The 20,769-nt window shown below is 63.5% G+C and carries 13 protein-coding genes; 3 read left to right on the top strand and 10 right to left on the bottom strand.

Translation table 11 applies throughout. The features are described from left to right. The first annotated feature begins 266 nt into the window (after nucleotides 1-266). Nucleotides 267-3,962, top strand: a complete 3,696-nt coding sequence (locus AC6H4Z_RS10125) for a carboxypeptidase-like regulatory domain-containing protein (RefSeq protein WP_497546626.1) — start codon at nucleotides 267-269, stop codon at nucleotides 3,960-3,962. A 266-nt stretch (nucleotides 3,963-4,228) separates the two neighbouring features. On the opposite strand, the gene AC6H4Z_RS10120 is transcribed toward AC6H4Z_RS10125, so the two are convergent. Then, the gene (locus tag AC6H4Z_RS10120) at nucleotides 4,229-4,438 is read right to left on the bottom strand and encodes a DUF2934 domain-containing protein (RefSeq protein ID WP_497546625.1); all 210 of its coding nucleotides are present in this window, start codon (nucleotides 4,436-4,438) and stop codon (nucleotides 4,229-4,231) included. Between the two features lie 281 nt (nucleotides 4,439-4,719). Continuing rightward, nucleotides 4,720-6,984 (bottom strand): ATP-binding protein, encoded by a 2,265-nt coding sequence (locus tag AC6H4Z_RS10115; RefSeq protein WP_497546624.1) that lies wholly within the window; start codon nucleotides 6,982-6,984, stop codon nucleotides 4,720-4,722. A gap of 259 nt (nucleotides 6,985-7,243) precedes the next feature. On the opposite strand from AC6H4Z_RS10115, the gene AC6H4Z_RS10110 reads away from it, so the two are divergent. Both AC6H4Z_RS10110 and AC6H4Z_RS10105 read left to right on the top strand, forming a co-directional pair. Beyond that, nucleotides 7,244-8,326: a WD40/YVTN/BNR-like repeat-containing protein gene (locus tag AC6H4Z_RS10110; protein ID WP_497546623.1), complete on the top strand. Its 1,083-nt coding sequence runs from the start codon at nucleotides 7,244-7,246 to the stop codon at nucleotides 8,324-8,326. Nucleotides 8,327-8,347: 21 nt separating this feature from the next. Further along, on the top strand, nucleotides 8,348-9,910 hold the full coding sequence (locus tag AC6H4Z_RS10105; RefSeq protein ID WP_497546622.1) for a M61 family metallopeptidase: 1,563 nt from the start codon (nucleotides 8,348-8,350) through the stop codon (nucleotides 9,908-9,910). 73 nt (nucleotides 9,911-9,983) lie between these two features. Here the strand turns inward: AC6H4Z_RS10105 and AC6H4Z_RS10100 are convergent, their stop codons facing one another. The 8 genes from AC6H4Z_RS10100 to AC6H4Z_RS10065 form a co-directional block, all read right to left on the bottom strand. Next, nucleotides 9,984-10,595 carry a hypothetical protein gene (locus AC6H4Z_RS10100; RefSeq protein WP_497547094.1) on the bottom strand — a complete coding sequence of 204 codons (612 nt, stop codon included), beginning with the start codon at nucleotides 10,593-10,595 and terminating at the stop codon, nucleotides 9,984-9,986. Between the two features lie 2 nt (nucleotides 10,596-10,597). After that, nucleotides 10,598-13,411: an ABC transporter permease gene (locus tag AC6H4Z_RS10095; protein WP_497546621.1), complete on the bottom strand. Its 2,814-nt coding sequence runs from the start codon at nucleotides 13,409-13,411 to the stop codon at nucleotides 10,598-10,600. Nucleotides 13,412-13,508: 97 nt separating this feature from the next. Then, nucleotides 13,509-14,138, bottom strand: coding sequence for a hypothetical protein (locus tag AC6H4Z_RS10090; RefSeq protein ID WP_497546620.1), 630 nt, complete (start codon nucleotides 14,136-14,138; stop codon nucleotides 13,509-13,511). A 12-nt stretch (nucleotides 14,139-14,150) separates the two neighbouring features. Continuing rightward, nucleotides 14,151-14,669, bottom strand: coding sequence for a hypothetical protein (locus AC6H4Z_RS10085; protein ID WP_497546619.1), 519 nt, complete (start codon nucleotides 14,667-14,669; stop codon nucleotides 14,151-14,153). A gap of 264 nt (nucleotides 14,670-14,933) precedes the next feature. After that, entirely contained in the window at nucleotides 14,934-15,383 is a 450-nt protein-coding gene (locus AC6H4Z_RS10080) for a nuclear transport factor 2 family protein (protein WP_497546618.1), read from the bottom strand. 270 nt (nucleotides 15,384-15,653) lie between these two features. Then, on the bottom strand, nucleotides 15,654-16,967 hold the full coding sequence (locus AC6H4Z_RS10075) for an alkaline phosphatase family protein (RefSeq protein WP_497546617.1): 1,314 nt from the start codon (nucleotides 16,965-16,967) through the stop codon (nucleotides 15,654-15,656). Between the two features lie 297 nt (nucleotides 16,968-17,264). Then, entirely contained in the window at nucleotides 17,265-17,837 is a 573-nt protein-coding gene (locus tag AC6H4Z_RS10070; RefSeq protein WP_497546616.1) for a hypothetical protein, read from the bottom strand. Nucleotides 17,838-18,143: 306 nt separating this feature from the next. Further along, entirely contained in the window at nucleotides 18,144-20,762 is a 2,619-nt protein-coding gene (locus AC6H4Z_RS10065) for a protein kinase domain-containing protein (RefSeq protein WP_497546615.1), read from the bottom strand. Nucleotides 20,763-20,769: the final 7 nt, after the last annotated feature.

Below are 20,769 nucleotides of genomic sequence, written 5' to 3'. Positions count from 1 at the left end.
ATTCGCCTCCGCCATGGCTGACGGCCTCGTCAGGGTGAGCATACGAGTCGCCGGCGAAGTGCCGCGCGGAAACACACTTCGTTGTCGCCGCGGTTGCCGATCCAGAACTTGCTCCGTATTCTCTTGCGGCCGACGCCGGCGACGTCGACTGCTGAATACTGAGACGCTCATGCAGAGTTTGTCATCGTCGGCGGCCGCTCGCGAGCTACCCAGTGTCTCATGGGCAGAATCCCGTCATGCCTTATCTAGGATTCTCCAAATAACGCATGCGCCAACAACGACCACGCGCGGGAAATGGCGGGCAGTCGGCCTGGCGGATCACGGCGTCGCACCTTTTGTGCGCATTCGTTCTGAGCGTTGCTCTCTCGATCGCCGCTGGCGCGCAACGCTCACCCCACGTCATCAGGGGACGGGTCACTACTGACAGTGGCGTCGTCATTTCTGGCGCCGACATCATCGTGACCATTGCACCATCAGCCGAAACGGTCGTGGAAAAGAGCGATTCGGCCGGTATTTATCGCGTCGTCATCGCCAAACCCACAGGCGAATACCTCCTCTACATAGGCGCGCTCGGACGAAAGCCGTTTCGTCAGCGCGTAACGATTGCCGCGACCGATTCGGTCGCCGTCGTCAACGCATCGCTCGGCTCGGCGGTGGCCACCGTGGCCGCGGTGCGCGTAGAAGCCCGCAAGGCGCGACCGCCGCGCTCACTCGGCACCGACGGGCCGGCGGGTACTGACGCGACAGACAAAACGGTGGACGGTGTCTCGGGCGCACTACCTCCCGACCTCCAGGGAAATCTCGAGGCGATGGCGTCGCTCATTCCAGGCTTAGCGCTCGGTCCGAACGGGGTTTCCGCGTTCGGACTCGCGGCCGATGCGAACTCCACGACGCTCAATGGTCTGGCGTTCGCCGGCGGAGATCTGCCGCGCGACGCGCAGACGTCGACGCGCTTTCGAACCTCGCCGTGGGATCCGACGGTCGGCGGATTCGCCGGTGTGCAGACATCGGCATCGCTGTCGAGCGGTGGCAACATCATCCGCCGGCGCGGCCATGTCACCTTCGACGCGCCAGGCCTCCAGCTCTCTGATCCCGTCGCCAGCCGTCTCGGACAGAAGTTCACCAACATCGCGCTCGACGAGGGCGGTACGGGAGCGTATCGGCTCGACCGCTACTATTACAATTTTGGTGTTCACGCCGCGCGGCAGACAGCGTCGGTCTCGTCGCTCGCCGACCTTGATTCCGACGCGCTCGCCCACGCCGGCATCGCACCCGACTCGGCAGCGCATCTCGTGCAACTGCTGTCTAGCATGGGCGTGCCGATCGGTGCCAACAGTATTCCGCACGCTCGAACGACGAACACGCTCTCGTTCATCGAACGCATCGACCGCGCAGCGGCGCTCGCGCCAGCAAACGCGCCACCCGGTCCAGTGATGGCCGCCACCGTGTTCGGGCGCCTGTCTCAAGCCGAGGCGCAGTCGCTATCACCGACCATCGCGCCGGCGTTCGCAGGAAAGTCCACCGCGGGCCTCGCCGGTGTGCAGGGGCTCTACTCACGCTACTTCGGCAAAGATGGCGACTATGTGAGCGAGACCACGTCGGGCCTTAGCATCTCGACGAATCGGGGCTCGCCGTACGTCACGCTCCCGAGTGGCAGCGTGCTCGTCGCGTCGGACATTGGGCTTGGGTCGCTGGCGTTCGGCGGCAACAGCGCGCTGTCGAACGACTCGCGCAACTGGACCTGGGAAACGATCAACCAGACAAGCCTGTTGGTGCGCGGACGCCAGTCGCTTCCGATCAAGGTGTATCTCCAATCGCGCTTCGACGGATTCGATCAGTCGCTCTCAGCCAATCGACTGGGCCGGTTCGGGTTCAACTCGCTTGCCGATCTTGCCGCGAACCGGCCGTCGAGTTTTTTAAGAACACTCAATGCGTCCGATCGTTCGGGCGGCGAATGGACCGGCGCTGCGGCGCTCGGGGGGAATTGGATCAACGGCAAAGTCACGGTCACCGGAGGGGCGCGCCTCGAGGCCAACGCCTTCACTGCGGCTCCTCAGCTCAACGCCGATGTGGAGCGACTGTTTGGCGCACGGACCGATCATGCGCCGAACGGCTTTGGCGTGAGCCCGCGATTGGGGTTCGTCTGGCGGTACACCGGTTCCACGGGCTACAGCGCGCTGTCGACCGGCAACGCGACGGTGACCCGCGGGTCCGCCTCGTTGCGCGGCGGGATTGGGAAATTCCGCAGCGTGCTGCCGTCGACGCTGCTCGCAGATGCGATCTCCTCCACCGGGTTGCCCGGCGGCATGCAGCAGTTGCTCTGCGTGGGAGACGCCGTGCCGACGCCCGATTGGCAGCGCTTCGCGTCAACGACAGCGGCCGTGCCGACAGCCTGCGCTGGCGGCGCCTCGACGTTTGCCGACACGGCCCGGGCGGTGACGCTGTTCGATCGCGGCTATCAGCCCGCCGAGAGCTGGCGCGCGAACGTTGGATGGACGTCGACAAGCTTCCTCAAGACGTACGTTGCGATCGATGCGACGTACTCGCTCAATCTGCACCAACCCGGCACACTCGACCTCAACTTCGCGGGAACACCACGCTTCTCACTGGCCGACGAAGCCAATCGCCCGGTGTTCGTCAGCCCAGCGAGCATCGTCCCGCTGACCGGATCGATCTCGTCGGTGGAGTCGCGTACGAGTGGGCAGTTCGGCCGAGTGAGCGAGCGCGTCTCAGACCTCCGGTCGAACGCCAAACAGCTCACGGTCTACGCCATCCCCAATCTGCCGTTCAATGTGGGTGTGGTCATCCTCGGCTACACGTTTATCGACGCCAGCACGCAGTCGCGCGGTTTCGACGGCAGCACAGCCGGTGACCCGCGCTCCATGGAGTGGGCGCCGTCGTCGTTCACCCCGCGGCATCAGGTGACGTTGCAGCTCTCGCGCTTCTTCTTCGGTGGTGACCTGGGCCTCTCCGCCGCGCTGCGTGCCTCCTCGGGATTCACGTATACGCCGATCGTAGCCGGCGACATCAGCGGCGACGGCAGCTCCAACGATCGCGCCTTCGTCTTCAACCCGGCCGCGGCGCGCGATTCTGCGGTGGCGAATGGGATGCAGTCGCTGCTGCGCACAGGTTCATCGTCCGCGCGCGACTGTCTCGCGCGCCAGCTTGGTCAGATCGCCGCGCGCAACAGTTGCGTCGGCCCATGGTATGCGACGATGAACGGCAACATCGGCATCAATAACATTCCGCGGACCGACAATCGAGCGCGCGTCTATCTGAGCTTCGCTAACCTGCCGGGTGCGCTCGATGATCTTCTCCATGGCAACGCGCTTCGCGGTTGGGGTCTGCTGCCGCTCCCCGATCAGACGCTCTACCAGGTGCGCGGCTTCGACGCCGCCGCAAAGCGTTTCGTCTATGAAGTGAATCCGCGCTTCGGCTCGTCGAGCCCGGCGACAACGACGCGGCGCAATCCATTCAGGATCACGCTCGACCTGCAACTCGATCTCGGGCCGTCGACGCAGGAACAGCAGGTGGAGCAGAACATTCGCGTGCGACCGAGCATGCTCGGCACGCGCGCGTCGGCAGACACGGTAAAGGCGCGCTACCTGCGCAGCAGCTTCAGTAACATCTATGCGGTGATGCTGCGCTTTGGCGACTCATTGGCGCTGTCGCGTGACCAGCTCGAGCGCGTTCAGGCGCAGGAGATCCAGCTCAAGCTGAAGGCGGACGCGATCTACGCACCACTCGCGGACTATCTCGCGGCGCTTCCGGAGGACTTCGATCGCAAGGCGGCGGCGGCGCGCGTCCGCGCAGCGAGCGATTCGGTGTGGCAGGTGATCTATCGCGAGCGAGACTTTCTCCTCAAGACGCTCACACCAGGGCAGATCGTGCTGCTGCCAGGATCGATTCGCGACATGGTGACGACGCCGGACTATAAGGGCAGATTCTTCTACGGCTTCTGAGCTTCATGGCCAGAGATGCCAACACGAGCGCCGGCGACGAGTAGCGCGTGGCACGGCTCGGCGCGAAGAACTAGCGACCTGCAGGCGCGGCCTCACCTCTATGGAACGCAAGAACGGACCGGCCGAGGAGTCTCCCACCCGAGACTTCGACCGATCCGCTCGCCTTGCGTCTACATCACATACGTCCGCGAGCGGCGAAGTGTCGCGCTAAGAATTCTCTCGCTGGGCGGCGGAGCAAAGTGAGAGCCGGCTCGCGGACCCGTGGTTCACGAAATCTCGGGTTCGCGATCACGCCGAACCAATCGCTCCGCCTCGAGCCAGTCCGCGAGATCATTGCCGTCTCCTCTGCCACGCGAAAGGAAAAGCTCATACGCGTGCCGGCGAATCTCACTCTCGAGATCGTCAGCGTTGAGGGCCTCACGGTCTGCCATGCTGCTGGTGTCGAACGATGAATCAGCCGATTCGTTTGCGTTCACGTTCGGAATCTCCGCGGATTGGGTTCATCAACGATTGGTTGGCCAAGGGTGGGTGATCCCGCAATTCGCGGGCGCGACGATCCTGGTACCGTGGCCCTCCATCGTTCCCACCTCACGGGACTCTCTCATATTCGCGAACTCGGAGCGTTTCGCTGCCACCGATGTGTCTAGGAAGCGTAACGCCGGCTCAGCGAGCGGGGAGCGATCTTGAGCTACTCTCCCGTGCCGCCCGATACGGCTCTGGTCGGCAGGCGTAGTCGTCTGCACGACGAACTTTCCGTTCAGGCTCTATTGCTTCGCCCCGGAACGGCCTGAAGCTCGCTCGTCCGCTTTATGATCGTTGTGTCATCGAGCACGCCGGCGGCGAGGGTGAGACAGAAGGTGCTGCCCTGCCCCGGCACACTCTCGACGGTGAGATCGCCGCCCATTCCTCGCGCGAGGTCGCGACTGATCGCGAGACCGAGGCCGACCCCTGGTACCGAATTCGTTAGCGAACGCTCGAGCTGCACGAATGGTTCGAAGATCGTCTGCTGCACGTCCGCCGCGATTCCAGGACCGGTGTCGCTCACCGCGATCTGTACGCACCCGAAGGGATCGGTAGAAGCGGCGACGGCGATCTGCGTTCGCGGTGGCGTGTGCCGTACGGCATTCGAGAGGAGGTTCAACAGAATCTGGCGGAGTCTCTCACGATCGGCGTTCACGACGAGCCCATGCTCACCGCCGCGGAAATCAAGATCCTGATGGTGCGAAGATGCCTGCGGAGCAATCAGCGCTTCGACGTCTTCCAAGACCGGATCGAGCGCGACACTGGCAAGTGTGTACTGAACACGACCGCTTTCGATGCGGGCGAGGTCAAGGATTCCGCCAATCAATCCCAGAAGATGCTGCTGACTCATGCGGATTCGGGCGAGATCACGCTGCTGCTCACTGCTGATCGGCCCGCGAAGCCCCATCTCCATCAGCTCGGCATATCCGCCGATTGCATTCAGGGGTGTGCGAAGCTCGTGGCTCATTGCCGCCAGGAAATCCGACTTCGCCCGGCTCGCCGACTCTGCGACATCGCGTGCCTCGCGAAGCGCCTGAATGTCGGTACTCGTACCGAACCATCGCACCACCGCGTCGCCGTCGCGGAGGGGAACGACTCTCGTCAGAAACCATCGCGCGTCGCCGTCGGCGCGCTTCAAGCGCACCTCCATCTCGAAAGGCAATCCAGAAACGACGGAGGCATTCCACTGCTGCGTTACGTCAGGGAGTAGACCTGGATCATGTGCTGCCGCCCACTGCTCGGAGTAGTCGTCCGTCGTGGCGAATCCCGTGTATTCGTACCAGCGGGCATTGAACCAAAAAATGTCTCCCCCCGGATAGGCCATCCAGGCGAGCTGCGGCAACGCGTCCGAAAGCGCACGCAGGTCGTTTTCGCGCCGTTCAAGTGCCCGCCGTGACTCGCCGATTCGCTCGGCCATTGTATTGAACGCGATGGCGAGCGACTGCGATTCTCGCGTGCCTGCGGTATCGACACGACGCTCATAGTCACCTTTTGCGAAATCCTCGACGGCCCCGGCGACCACCGTGAGCGGACGCGCCACGCGACGCCCCGCAAACCACGCAAGCGCTGCGGCGGCGATCGTCAACACAATCGCCAGGATGCTGAGACGACGAATCGATGCGGCGGCGCCCGAAATGATGAAGCGACGCGGGATCTCCATCACGAGCACGAGCGGAGTACCGGGAACCACTTGCTCCGAGAACAAGACGGATCCGGACTGCGAACGCTCGCGTCGATTCCCCGTCGTCGTGGGTGCCGACACGGGAGTGCCACCGAACGTCGTCCAACCCGTTCCGTCTACGTTTCTGTAATAGCCCGTGACGGAGTCGCCACTCAACTCGCGAATCGTTCGTTCGGTCTGCGGATTGGTCGCGATGCGGCTTTGCTTCAGGACGAATCCCAGCACTCGCCCCGAATCGATCACCGGCAACACCGCCCAGAAATGGGAACGGTTGTTCTGAAGATAGAGTTGCCCGACCTGGAACGAATCGCGCATCGCGAGCGAGTCGAGTCCCTGCCGCAGCGGTCGGTTTGCCGGAGCCAGCTCTCCGGGCATTCCGAGTTCAATTCCCTTGGCCACATCGACGCCGTCCACCGCCACTCGTCGGCCATCCGCCGCGCGCCATAGCTCGATCGGAAGTCCAGAGTCCGTCGGAGTGCGAAGAGATTGAAGCGCCGCGACGAGTTCGCGCGTGGTAGCGCCGCCTGCATTCACCCGCGCACGAAGCGCGGCCTGCACGCTCGCGTTCCTCGCGACAGCTCGGTATCGACTCTGCGTTTGACGGATGCCGGTGGCGCTGACCGCTGCGAGTTGGCGCACGCTTCGGTCTAGTCGGTCCTGTGCACTGTGCAGCGACGCGTTGGTCAGCGTCCACCACGTGATCCCGATTCCTGCCGTCAGGACCAGCAACACGACCACGCCCGCAACGATCGAGAGTAGTTGCTCAGTGGAGAGCTTGCCGGCAGGTGCCGCTCCGATCGCATCCTTCCGCTCACGCATCTAAACAAGGTACGCCTAGGAAGAGGGTTGCGCACGCCGAACTCCGAGGGTAGCGGCTCGCGCGCGCCATCCGTACTTTCGGGGCCATGCGTCAGCCCCGCCTCGGCGACCAGCCGCGCTGATTCACCAACCCGCCTGGGCGGTCGTCCCGTTCGCCAACGTCACCAAGCGCAGGACCTCGACTGGCTGCGCGAGATTCGCCGGCGCGCGCGGAAACACGGGATTTCGCTGCGTCACCGGCGTGGAGTAAGAATGATCAGTGGCGCCCCGATGTCACACGGCCTTCCCCGCACCACTCTGCAGTATTGGTCTCTGTCTCGCGCTGCTCGCGTGCGGTCGCCCACCGGCGGTCGCGCCTACGCTCACACAGATCGCGCGAACCGACCAGGCCAGCGGTACGACCGCGCTACTCATTGCAGTGAGCCCGGTCAACGAGCGCGTTGTATGGGTGAGCGGATCGCGCGGAACGTGGCTGCGCACGACGGACGGCGGAACAACGTGGGAATCGGGTCGAGTTGCCGGCGCTGATTCCCTGCAGTTCCGCGATGTCCACGCGGTCGACGCCACGACGGCATATCTGCTGAGCATCGGTTCCGGTTCCGAATCGCGCATCTACAAAACGACAGATGCGGGCGAGCACTGGACGCTGCAGTACACGAATCCTGATTCAGCCGGCTTCTTCGATTGCATGGACTTCTGGGATGCGAATCATGGTATCGTCATCGGCGACGCGATCGGAACGGAGGTCGCGATCCTGACGACCGCGAACGGCGGTGCCACGTGGAGCCGCGTCGCGCAATCAAGTCTTCCAGCAGCGCAGCGCGGAGACGGAAGCTTCGCCGCGAGCGGAACGTGTCTCGTCACGCGTCCGGGAGGTCGCGCATGGATCGTCGAGAGCAACGAGGCGCGCGGCCGAGTCCTTCGCACTGGCGACTATGGCCGCACTTGGACGACCGACCTACTCCCGCTTACAACGCGCTCAGGCTCGGGGCCCCAGTCGATCGCCTTTCGCGATAATGAAAATGGCATCGTGCTGGGCGGTGGGAACTCCGCCAAACGTGGCGATGCTCTCGCAGCGTCAACCGTCGACGGTGGACACACCTGGGTGACGCGCGCGAGTCCGCCGCTGCGAACCGGCGTGTGGGGCGGCGCCTATGTCCCGTCGCCGCGTGTGCCGACCGTCGTCGCAGTTGGACCAGGAGGCGCGGTGTTCTCGCGCAATGACGGCGCAAGTTGGACGACGATCGACTCGCTCGAATACTGGTCAGTTGGCTTCGCATCGCCGCGCGCCGGATGGGCTGTGGGAGTGCGCGGTCGGATCACCAAACTATCCGGCTTTTAACCACGAACTCGGAAAGACTCAATGCCGAAACGTCGCCGCCTCTCGAACACCTTGCCCTCTGCCCTCTTGGCGTTGTCCGCGCTCGTGCCGAACGAGAGCAACGCGCAATCTCGGCAACTCGATCCATTGAAGTACACCGTTCGGATTCCCGAGCCGGCATCCAAGACGTTCAGCGTGGAAATAACAGTACCAACCGAGAGGCGCGACTCGGTGATGCTGATGCTGCCGGTCTGGTCGCCGGGCATGTACGTGCTGCAGAACTACGCCGATAAGGTCTCCGCGTTCACGGCGAAGGCACCCGACGGCACGCTTCTCGACGTTTCCAACGCGACCCCGAGCCGATGGATCGTGCGCACGGGTGGTCGCCCGTCCGTCATCGTGTCGTACACGTTGGCTGCGCCGCGCGGCAGCAACCTGTCCAATGGCGTCACGGATTCCTCGCTGGTCATCGTCGGCCCCGCGACCTACATCACGCTCGTCGAGCAAGCGCACCGCCCCGCGGACCTCCGCTTGGAGCTCCCCGCCACGTGGAAGCCCGCGGCCACCTCGCTCGACGCCGCGCCAGACGGCCAGCCGAATCACTTCGTCGCTCCCGACTACGACATCCTTGCGGACTCGCCGATTATCGCCGGCGTCCACCTCACGTCCGCCGACTTCACGGTCGGCGGCGCAAAGCATTCCTGGGTCTACCTCGGCAACGCCGAGTGGGATGCCCCCGCGGCGGCTCAGGCGATGACGCCGCTCATGGAAGAGCACCTCCGGTTTTGGGGACGCCTTCCATTTAAGAAATACTCATTCCTCAACATCATCACCGCCGGCGGCGGTTCCGGTATCGAGCATCTCAACTCCGTCGCGATTACCGGCGCAGCGAAAACGCCAACCACGCCGGAGTCGAAGTTCCGCACCGCAAGCTTCATCAGCCATGAGTACTTCCACGCGATCAACGTCAAACGCCTGCGCCCGGTGGAACTCGGGCCATTCGACTACGAGCATCCGCCCGTGACCACCGGACTGTGGGTGGCGGAGGGTCTCACGTCGTACTTCGGCGATCTACTCGCGGAGCGAGCGGGACTCGGCGGACCTACAGAGTACCTCAACCTCACGTCGAAGCACATCACCGATCTCCAGAATAGTCCCGGACGTCTGTCGCAGACTCTCGAACAATCATCGTCGCAGATGTTCGAGCGCCTGCCGAGAGACAAGACGGTCGACTACTACGTGAAGGGTCCAGTCGTCGGGATCATTCTGGATGCGCACATCCGCAAGATGACCGACGGAAAGAAGAGTATGGACGACGTCATCCGCCTCGAGTACCAGCGCTGGTCAGGCGCGCGCGGCTACACCGCCGAGCAGTTCAATCAAACCGCGTCCGATGCCGTCGGGTTCGATCTGAAGCCGTTGTTGCACTCGTTGATCGCGACCACTGACGAAATCGACTATACGGAAATGCTCGACTGGTTCGGGCTGCGCTTCATTCCGAATTCCGACCCAACCAAAGCGTGGACCCTGGAAGTGCGTCCCGATGCAACCACGGCGCAGAAGGCGCACTTTATGGCGTTCATGGCCCACTCGAAATCGAGTTGATCAGGCGCCCGGCTCCGCCGCTTCGGTGTCGGGCCTTCATTTACGCCGCCGTGCGCCTGATGAGGCCGTCAGCTCATGGCTCGCCGCAATACACGTGATTCATGTGACGAATCGGCTTCGGAAGATCGTGCGTGCCGTCACCCGGAACCCGGTCGCGCCAAATCAGCAACGAGCCGCGGTCGTCGAAGCGTGCGAAAGCGAACAGCTCAATCGAGTCGCGGCGCAACAGCGGCATTTGATAAAGCCCCGTCTCGTCCGTGCGGGCACTCGCGATCGCCCGCCGTCGCAGCAGCGAATCCATGCGCGCATGAAACGCGAGATACGCGTCTCGCCTCGCCCACGGGGTGAGCTTCACCGTAGGCATGCTATCTCGTCGCTCGCTCGGGCGAGAGCTCTGAAGCGCTGCGCCGAGCTCGATCCCGTCAGCCCGGATACGCACCGGACCAATTGGCATTTCCGGTCCGCCAATCGCATTCAGCAGCGAATCGTGTGCGCAAAGTTCGGCGAGGTCGCGATCGATCTCGTTGCGTGCCGGCAGCGCGTAGACATCCACGGACGCCGCGGGCTCGCGCATCTGCCATCGCGAGAGCATGACGACTCCACGGACACGCGGTGCATCGGAGCAGCCGAGTGCGGCCAACCATGCGCAAACGGCGAGGGATCGCAGCCCGATGCGCGAGATCATCTCTATTCCGATCGCAGTGCATCTACCGGATCGACGCGCGCGGCGCGGCGCGCCGGCAAGTACGACGCGGCAAGTGCAACGACCGCAATCAGAGCCGCGATCGCAGCGAAGGTAGCTGGGTCGCTCGCCGTGACCGCATAGAGAAGACTAGAAAGAGTGCGAGTCGCGGCGGCAGCGATCCCGGCGCCGACAACCAATCCCACGAGCGCCAACCGAAGACCATCGCCGACGACGAGACGAGTAACCGTTTTCGCCGATGCTCCGAGCGCGATACGAATGCCGATCTCGCGAGTCCGTTGGCTCACCGTGTACGCAATCGAGCCGTATAAACCGACGATAGCGAGGAAGAGCGCCACGCCGGCGAACGCGCCGAGCAGCGCGAGCGTAAACCGCGTGGGCGCAAGAGCCTCGCGCAGGTAATCATCGGCGACTCGGGCGCGCCGCACGATGATCGTCGGGTCGACCTGTTGAATCGTCTTTCGAAGAACGGATTCAACCTGCGACGGAACGCTCGCGAAGCGGACGACACACGTCGTCGCACCCAGCGGCATGACCGGCATTTGATACACCTGGAAGGTCTCGAGATCTCCGTGCGAGCCAGGCAGTCGAGCGTCGTCCACGATACCAACAATCGTCGACCACGCGTCAGCGGCGCGCGCAGGCATCTGTCCGAGAGATAGCCCCGGCGGAGGCGGGCCCGGCGGCAATGGGTGTGACGCGGCCCGAGCGCGCACGAGTGCGCCGATCGCGTTGCCGTCTGGTGCAATGCGCCGTGCGAGAGCGCGGCTCACGACAACCTCTTCGGAAAACGCACCCATTCCATGGCTCGACGTCTCATCCGATGGGCCGGCGTTCGGAGCACGCCCAGCGAGCAGCTTGATGCGGCTTGCGCCGAAGTAGTCTCCTTCAATCCACGTTTTCTGAAACTGCGAGATGCCCACGGTTCGGGGGCCGGCGTCCGTTTCCATCTCGAGCGCAGGCGCATCGCGAAAGCCTGCAGTGGGAAGTGTTCCGAGCGACACGCCGACGATGCCCGGCGTCTCGCGAAGGTGCGCGACAATCGCGTGACGCACCTCGATCGTGCGACCGGCACGTCTGATCGCCGGCCCGAGGAACACGTCGACGGAAACGAGGTTGTGTGGATCGAAACCAAGCGGAGTGCGTTGCAGTGCAGCGAACGAACGCGTGAGCAGCCCCGCTCCGACCAGCAGCGCAAACGAGAGCGCGATCTCGACGACGATCAACGACGAGCGCACGCGACGTGACGCGCCGCCGCCCGAAGAAACTCGCGTCTCACTTCGTAACAACTCCGCCACGTCCTGCGACGCCACGAAGAGAGCTGCCGCACCACCAAACAGTACACCGGTGAACATCGAGATCGCGCCTGTCCACAACAGCACGGTCGGATCGATCTGCACATCGGCGAGACGATCGAGCGCGAGCGGACGCAGCGCGATGATGACACGGAGTCCTTGCCACGCGACCAACACGCCGAGTGCTCCGGCCGCGACCGCGAGAAGCACGCTCTCGGTGAGCGCGAGTCGAATGAGCCGCGCGCGCCCTGCCCCGAGTCCCATGCGAACCGCGAACTCCCGCCGCCTCGTCCAGGCGCGCACGAGCAGCAGATTGGCGACGTTCGCGCAGGCGATGAGCAAAAGTGCGCCTACCGCAGCGAAGAGAATCTCGATCGTTCGACGTTCACGATCGCCGAGGAAATCCTGCGCGCGCATCGCGCGAGCACGAATCGAGTCCCGCGTACCCGGCGGCCCCGCGCGCATCGGCGGCCCGACTGCGTCGGCCGCATTCGCGATGGCGTTCAACTCGTTCGTCACCGCCGTCGTGGAAATACCGGGGCGCAGCAACCCGAATCCGATCGATGTGTCTTCAATTGGTGCCGGAAGCCAGACGTCGGGCGGCGGCATCGACGGCGCATCGACCACGCGTGCCGACATCGGGATCGTGAAGCCGGCCGGCATCACACCGACGATGGTGTACTTCGCTCCGCCGTACTCGAGGGTTTTCCCAAGCGCATCGTCACGGCCGTCGTAGGCCGCCTGCCACCAGCGATGACTGATCATCGCAACGTGGTTAGCGCCAGGCCTCTCCTCGTCGCGCGTGAACATCCTTCCATGCGACGGTCTTGCCCCGAGCAGGTCGAGGAGATTCGCAGTTGTGAACGCGTAGCTCACCGTGTCCGGTTGCGAATTCGCTCCGATGGACATGAAGATCTGCTCGACGCCAGCGACCTGCGCGAATGATCGCGCTCGTTCAGCCCATGCTTGCAAGACTTCATTCGGCGGATCGCTCGGCGCATCGGCGGCATTGCTCGCCAGGCCGCCCGCCATTCCAACCTTGCCGAGTGTCTTGAGCGCAACCACACGGTCGCCGTTTGGGTATGGCAGCGGCGCGATGAGCAAACGGTGAACGACGCTGAAGATCGCGGTGTTCGCGCCGATCCCGAGTGCCAGTGTGGTCACCGCGATGGCCGTGAAGGCCGGAGCCTTCGCGAAGTGCCGTAGCGCGAAACGCACGTCCTGCCGCCACTCGGCGAACCAGTCGGTGATTCGCTGCCACCGTGCTTTCCGCTCGGCGCGCTGCGCAACGTGATCCCGATAGCCACTCAGATCGCCGAACCGGCGCAAGGCAGCGGCTTCAGCATCAGGGCCGCTCATGCCTTGGTTGCGGAACTCCTGCGCCCAGAGCTCGAGATGCGTGCGCATCTCGTCATCGGCGTCTTGCAGGAGTCGCTCGCGTGTCACCGGGAGCCGAAAGAAGCGGCGTACGCCCCGCGGGAGGCCCTTCGAGTCGGTGTCCATGACTTCCTCCACCTGGTGGAGGAAGCATGATTCAACCTGCGAGCCTGTAGGTCAAGCGCAAATGCTGGCGGGAAAGATTAAGAGTCGATGACGCCGACTATCGAACGGCGATGAATTGCGCAGGCAGGTCAGGCATGTGATCACTGGTCCGCGTTTGACGACCACCCTCGAGAATCGCATAGGCGATCACTCGAAAATTGAGTCGTCCGTCGAACCGGGCGAACGCCGATCGCGGAACGACCGCTTCCATCTCGTCATTCGAGAGCGCGACGCCGGCGCGCTCGAATGGCTCGTAGCGGCACGGACTCGCGGGGGGTTCGCAATTCGCGTCCGTCACCGCGCGGGCGACCGTCGCCTCGCGCGCCGGCCCCGGGTGCAGACTCACGAGATAGTCAGCCCCGAGGCCGGGACTACTCACGCCGGTCTCCAGATTGAGATCGGTGTCGAGGAGGAACGTCGCACCGGTGGTCGTCGGGTCGAACGACCCCGGCGCAAATCGGACGGTCAGACGAAGTGCGTCCTTCGTGACTTGGATGCTGGCGTAGACGAGGTCCGCCGGACGCGCGACACGCGCATCAGCGACGAACGCCGTGTCGCCAATGGGGTCCGTCGCCTCACCGTGAAACTGGACAACGGGCCCTCTGCTCACCAACGGAAACCGACACCCAGCGAGCGCGAGAACGGCAACGACCACAACGACGAGCGCGCCGAGTCGTTGCACGTTCATTGATCGCTGATCTCAACCGATCGGCTGCGACACTCCCTTGAACCGCCCGTCCTTCATCAGAGTAATCTCGGCGACGATGACTTTGCCCTCGAGGATCGGCGTAACGTCCAACGCCGTGTAACCGGGATTAGCCGCGACCGCTTTGGCGACCGCCGAAGCGAGCGCCTCAGTCGCCTTCGCCGAGGCTTTGCTCTGGGCCTTTGCATCCTTCATGTCGTCGCCGCCGGTGATCTTGTCGATCTTCGCCACCTTGCCGGTCATGTGATCGACGAACACCTCCGAAAACGCTCCCGCCTTTTCGACAAAGACCGTGAGCTGCAGCTTGCCATCCTCGAACTCGTACCTCGCGGAAATCGGCTTGCCGGAGGCGCTGGCCGTCGTGATCGCGTCCACGAGCGCCACGTGGTTCGCACCGCGCATTGCGGTCGCCAGTTCTTTCTGCGCTTTCGTGCCTGCTTGGGCCGACGCGACGCTCGCCATGAGCAACGTGCCAGCAACGGTCAATCGAGCCAGCTTAGCCATCGTGTGCATGATTCGTCTCGGCGTAGAGTGTTTTCGGCGGCGCCGTGCCCGAGGCGGGTTAGGAACTCGAACGCGTCGATCTTCGGTACGCGGAATCGAGTCACGGATGCTCGGCAGTGGGTAGGACTTTCGCTGTCGCCTGCGCGCCGCGTCGAAACTAGCCTTCCATCGCGAACGGCGCGAGTCCGCTACCGTCAGCCGCAACGACCCTCCGAAAAACGTGCACCGGAGGGTCGGTTGCGTCACGCCACGGGTGGTGCCGACGTCCAACGCCTAGTGCGCGCCGACGGCTGTGCTGGACACCGGCATCTGCGCCGCGGTCGCGATCGGCGTCATCACGGCCTGCCACTGCGCCGTGTCGCTGTACTGCTGGAAGCTCGCAATCTTGCCATCGCGAAAGCGAATGACGTGGCACGTCTGTGCGGTCATCGCCTTCCCCGACGCCTTGTACGTGCCCGCGTACCGCCCTTCCATCACCACAACGTCGCCGGCGTCGTGAAGCGTCCCGATGTTCACCGCGAATCCGTCCCACTCGGTCCCGAGCGACATGAAGAGTTTTTCCAACACGGCCTGCGGGCCGATCCAGGCAGATCCGTCCATGCTGTAGGGACTTCCCTCGGCCTCACGCCAGGCGATATCGGGCGTGAAGCCCGCAAGGACACCCGGGATATCGCCACGGGCGAACTTGGCGTACAGGTCCCGCGCCAATTCAACATTGCTCATCACACCCTCCTCATCGCTGGTGCTTCTGCCCGACCGCGTCTCACGCCGACGCACGCATCGCCGCCGGCGGACTACGATTGTACGCGGGTCTTCCCATGTCGTCTAGCGGTCTACCCCAAGCTTACGTAGCGACCTGCCCCTCGGTCCGGTTCTCACGAGCGGCGAACAGATCTGGGCACCGGGCTCATGCTCGGGTGCTTCGACCTCGCTCCATCGCTTCGGTGCAACTATCCGAGAAGCCCGAAGCGGCCGAGCATGAAGCAGACGCGCCTACTTGAACAACCCGCTCGGGAGCGTTCCATCTGATGATGGCATTCGCAACCCCAAATACTTCGTGACGATCGTAGAAATGTCCCGCAAGTTGATTTCCTGTAGCATCACGTGTTTGTTCAACGCACTGCCCTCGGCCACAAAGCCCGTTTGAATATTTCGCGTGTCGGGGAAATAGCCGTGCGTGCCGCCGCTTCCCTTGTCGACGGACAAACCCTCGACTCGTGCACCGAAGGCCGCGCCATTGATCGCTGATAGCGCCAGCGCAACGTTGGGGTCCGCTCCGATGGAGTCCAGCTTCGCCCGATCTTCGATCACAAAGAACTTGCGCTCGGCTTCGGGCAACGCCTTCAATCCGGCGCGCGCGATGTTGAGCGACGCCGTATCGCTCTTGTCTTTCAGAAACAAGAACGTTCCCCCGCCGGCTACGTGGAACTTCGCCTTCCACTGATCGTCGCTGTCGAGCAGGCCCCACCGCTTCAGCCACACGTTCGGACTCACCGTGGTGGTGACGTCATCGAACCCGTGATCGCCGGTCACGATGAAGATCGTCCTGTCCGTGAGCCCGGCATCGGCGATCGCCCTCCGCATGATGCCCACAGCGCTGTCGGCTAGGACAATGGCATGCTCGATTTCCGGGCCGTTGCGCCCGTGTCGATGCTCTTGGCCATCCATACCCAACAGGTGCACGGTCATGAAGTTGGGCTTGTCGGTTGCGATCACCCACGCGGCAATTCGAGCCACGTTCTGATCGGTTCCGTTCGCAATCCTCGGCGCATTGTTAAACAACTTCTCTTTCAGAACACTGCTAATGCCCAACGGAGTGGTGGAGTCGTTCATCACCTGTGGCCCCTGGTCTCCCACATCCGAAATATCGAACACCGTGGGCGCGCCGACCGACACGGGCCAATTCACCGACGCCGCTTTCAACCCGGCCTGCTGGGTCACGCCCCACAGCGTGGGCGACGTAATCTGGTCGAAGCGCCAGTAGATCTTGCCTTTGGTCGCTTCATCTTTTGCAAACATGCCGTTGTAAAACACGCCATGTTTGGCGGGCTGCACGCCCGTCACGATAGTCGTATGCGAGGGATATGTGATCGACGGGAACACGCTGTTCACGCCATATGCGTACGCCGTTTGTTTCATCTCCTTAAGGTTCGGCGCATTCCATTTCTCGTCCAAGTAGAAATCGGGACGAAAGCCGTCAATGGTGACTACCACGACGTGACGGTTCGCATTTTGGGCGAACGCCTGGCTGGCCGCGATCGTGAGGACGGCGCCAAGCGAGACGAGTTTAGAGAATCCGATGTTCATGCTGTCACCTGCGGGCGCGATGTCGAGTTGGGAGCGTCACTCGGTCACCAGAGCGCGAGCAAGGTGAAGGGCCGAGGCAGCTACAATAAGGGATCGCGGCGGTGGAACCCGAAGGCGGTAGATCGTTGCGTTACGGAACTGTTTCCGCGCTGTTGAAGCACATGCCCAGATAGGATGTGAAGATCCTCGGACACGGTCCGCACCATGGACACGACGAGTTCTCGCCGGGTCGCGCTCGTGCCGACGATTTGCGACGGGCTATATCATCACCTCACCGAGCGGTTACCGAATCCGCCGTCACGGCGTACGCGTCGCGGGCAGATATTTCGCTGGAATGGGCGTGTTCGGACGCTCGCGGTCCCAAAGCACGGAGATGATCCACCACCGCGTGCCGTCGTTGAACAGCTCGATGCTGTTGATGCCTCGGCCGAACGGCTGCGGATCGCTTAGCGCGTGGCGCGACTCATACGTGCTGAAGACGTGCATGATGGCGCCGAACGTATCGCTCGTGTGCAAGATCTCGCGCTCGAAGAACCCTTCGCCTTTGAGCTGTGGATCCACGATCTTCGCGTATTCATCGGCGGTGAAGACGCGAAGCAGCTTGCTTCCCTGCGCGTTGACGTTCGTGGGCATCAGCCGGCCGCCGGCGATGAATAGCGACCGGAATCGATCCCAATTCCGCTGTTGGGTTCCCGCGCCGGACAGCACATCGTACAGCGCGCCGACGATAGCGTCCGGAGAAACAACGTCCTTTGGATCGACGGCCGCGACCGGCGCCATCGACGGCACTCCCTGCGCAAGCATCGACGGCGCGCGCAACGCCATGGCCAGCACGACCACGCGGATCGCACGACTCATGTGATGACGCATTCGCGAATCCTCGGGGACTGGTGAGAGTCGGAACGTATGAACGCGGCGAGGCCGACGCGAAGGCCGGCGTACATAGAGCGGCGTACTATTCGCATTGTCTCATCGCCGGCGAACGCGGGCGATCGGCGGACGCAACGACGCGTTGCCGTCCGGACACCGCCTCGAGGTCCATGACGCTCTATCTACGGGTTATCCAGTAGACTAAAGGCCTCCTCGCGGTCCGTCAACTACTTTTTCCGTAGCAGCGTCAGATCATCGTTCTTCAAGCGTGCTGGCGATGAGCCCTGCTCGCCGGCGCCGCAGGCGTCATCGCTTCAACAGGCTCGACCAGTTCATCACGACGCTCACCGACGACCACGCCGGATCGTCCCGTGAGATGTTCTCCAAGAACAAGAACCGCTGACCGTCTCGGGTCATAGCCCACTGGTCGAACGTCACGGGCGGCCGCGCCTCAGGTGACTGGAAGAGCATCGCCGGGGCGAGAAACTCCGTCGAGCTTCCAGCGCGAAGCGGTGCGGTCATGACGCGCCCCTGCAAATCGAGGAACAACAACTCGCGGCCGTCGCTTCGCCATCGCGGCTGCACTCCCCCGGCGGCCGAGATCTGGTGTCGTTCGTCCATTGCGGGATATCGCGCGACGAACACCTGCCACGTTCCCGATTCAGTCGATTGATACGCGATCTGCTTCGCGTCGGGGGACAGTCGAACCTTGTTGATGCCCGCTATGCTCGCCAGGAATCGCGGCGCCGCGGCCGGCGCCGCGGGCAGGGAAAACAATGAGTCCCGGCGAACAAACAGAAAGGAACCATCCGCAAGGTGGTCCTGTGGCCACATTCCATCGCTTCCCCGGAACAAGAGCGAGTCCTGCCCCGCCCCGAGTCGCATTCGACGAAGCTCGCTGGAACCCTTGATGGGATAAGTCAGGGAGCGGGAATCCGGGCTCCACACCACATTCCTCGAGCTCTGTGTCAGCAAGCTCGAGACGCCGCGGGCGATGTCGATCAATCGGATCTCTCGGTCGCTCGTGGCACCGGCTACGGCGGCCCAACGATCATCGGGCGACAGTGAGAGCTCCAGGATGCGAGCGCTGTCGCCCAACGACGACAGCCTCGCGCCGGCTCGCGAATACCACGCGAGCCGCGAAAGTCCCGCCGCGTCTCCGCCGGATGCGACGAGGATTCCGTTGTCCGAGACACTGAAGCCGGCCGCGCCATTCGCCGTATTCTCGCCGACAGGTTCGAGAATCGACTGCGGTTCTCCCTCGAGTCGGAAGTTCGTGAGGTTGAATCGTTGCGCGTAAAGCGCGCGATCACGAACGAAGAGCAACTGGTTTGGTGCGACGAACGTCGCGCGCGACGCCTGCGCCGCCACGCGGATCGGCTGGCTTCCGTCGAGCGGAATGACGAATAGACCGGAGCTGTCCGCCGACGCGCTGGCCGAGTACCGAAGCGCGAGGATATGTCGCCCATCAGGAAGAAAGCTCGGCGCGCGCCATCGAACCGCAGGAGATGTATTGCCGATCCTGACGGCGGCTCCTCCATTCTCTGGCACTTGAAAGAGCTGTCCTCCGGGACCCGTAAAGACGATCACGCCGGTGGAGCTCCACGTCGTTGCGGGCGCCTGTCCGGACAGCGCCGAGTCGACGATCACTCGAACGCTTCGGTCCGCGATGTTCGCCCGCTTGAGTTTTCCCTTGGCGTGAAAGACAAGCTCTCGACTGTCCGGCGACCATGAGAGTCCGAACACGTCGTCGGTGCCTTTGATCGTGTCCGGCACGAGCGATCCGAACTGTCGCAGCACGATGGTGCGAATGGAAGCCGGCGTCAGAGCGATGTATGCGACGGCATGACCGTCCGGCGCTATCGCCAATTGCAGCGATGAGCGCTTCGGCGTGTCGAAAGTGAAGCGCACGAGCGGCAGCGTGGCGTTGTTCGTAGCTTTGGAGCGCCAGGCAAGGCCGGCCATCGTGAGGGCCACCGCGCCGAGCACGCCGGCGACGATCGCGAAGCGACGCTCTCGGCTTGAATAGCGAGTCTCCGCTCCCGAGAACGCGATCGATGACTGCATCGACGGGAACGCGCGGCCGTTCAGTGCGTCCGCGAGCTCTTTCGACGTCGCGAAACGATCGGCAGGAACCTTCGCGAGGGCGCGCCCGATGGCGGCTTCGACGTGCTCGGGCACGCTGGGGCGAGTCGCACGAATGGAGCGCGGCGCTTCGGTCAACACGCGGGCAATGATCGCCTGCGACGTCCCACCGGTGTGCGGCGGCTCACCGACCAACAGCTCGTAGGCCAACGCGCCGAGTGAGTAGATGTCGGTACGCGCGTCGATCACGCGGTCGCCGGTCGCTTGCTCGGGCGACATGTACTGCGGCGTCCCAAGCGACAAACCCGTTTGCGTGATCCGCGCGCCACCGGCATTCGAGATTGCTAATGCGATGCCGAAGTCCGCAACCAGCGGCTGCCCCTCGTGGAGAAGAATGTTCTCCGGTTTGAGATCGCGATGGATGACGCCTTTGCGATGCGCATAGTCGAGCGCGGCGGCGATCGCCGTCGAGATTCGTACGGCCTCATCGACCGGCAACTGTTTTTCGCGCTCGAGGCGCGCGCGAAGGCTCTCGCCCTCGACGAAGGGCATGACGTAGTAGAGGACAGCAGATCCATCGGTTCGGTGAGGATCACCCGGAATCGATCCTGAGTCGAACAACGGAAGCAGATTCGGATGCTGCAGGTTCGCCGTGACTTTGATCTCGCTCAGGAATCGTTCGGCGCCGATGACCGCGCCGAGCTCCGGATCGAGGACCTTGATGGCGACTTTCCGATCGTGCTTCACATCGTGCGCGAGATAGACGGTCGCCATCCCACCGCGACCAATCTCGCGTTCGATGCGATAGCGGTCCGCGAGCGCCGCGGACAAGGACGACACTGGGGCA

The sequence above is a fragment of the Leucogemmata humicola genome (assembly GCF_055379415.1).
The sequence above is the reverse complement of the archived record's forward strand: the minus strand, read 5'-3'. Positions and strand labels throughout refer to the sequence as shown.

Bases quoted from the DNA above. Each gene is read 5' to 3' on its own strand.
- AC6H4Z_RS10105 (WP_497546622.1), top strand. From the start codon at position 8,348: ATGCCGAAACGTCGCCGCCTCTCGAACACCTTGCCCTCTGCCCTCTTG.
- AC6H4Z_RS10090 (WP_497546620.1), bottom strand. From the start codon at position 14,138: ATGAACGTGCAACGACTCGGCGCGCTCGTCGTTGTGGTCGTTGCCGTT.
- AC6H4Z_RS10095 (WP_497546621.1), bottom strand. From the start codon at position 13,411: ATGGACACCGACTCGAAGGGCCTCCCGCGGGGCGTACGCCGCTTCTTT.
- AC6H4Z_RS10115 (WP_497546624.1), bottom strand. From the start codon at position 6,984: ATGCGTGAGCGGAAGGATGCGATCGGAGCGGCACCTGCCGGCAAGCTC.
- AC6H4Z_RS10125 (WP_497546626.1), top strand. From the start codon at position 267: ATGCGCCAACAACGACCACGCGCGGGAAATGGCGGGCAGTCGGCCTGG.
- AC6H4Z_RS10100 (WP_497547094.1), bottom strand. From the start codon at position 10,595: ATGATCTCGCGCATCGGGCTGCGATCCCTCGCCGTTTGCGCATGGTTG.
- AC6H4Z_RS10070 (WP_497546616.1), bottom strand. From the start codon at position 17,837: ATGCGTCATCACATGAGTCGTGCGATCCGCGTGGTCGTGCTGGCCATG.
- AC6H4Z_RS10080 (WP_497546618.1), bottom strand. From the start codon at position 15,383: ATGAGCAATGTTGAATTGGCGCGGGACCTGTACGCCAAGTTCGCCCGT.
- AC6H4Z_RS10075 (WP_497546617.1), bottom strand. From the start codon at position 16,967: ATGAACATCGGATTCTCTAAACTCGTCTCGCTTGGCGCCGTCCTCACG.
- AC6H4Z_RS10085 (WP_497546619.1), bottom strand. From the start codon at position 14,669: ATGCACACGATGGCTAAGCTGGCTCGATTGACCGTTGCTGGCACGTTG.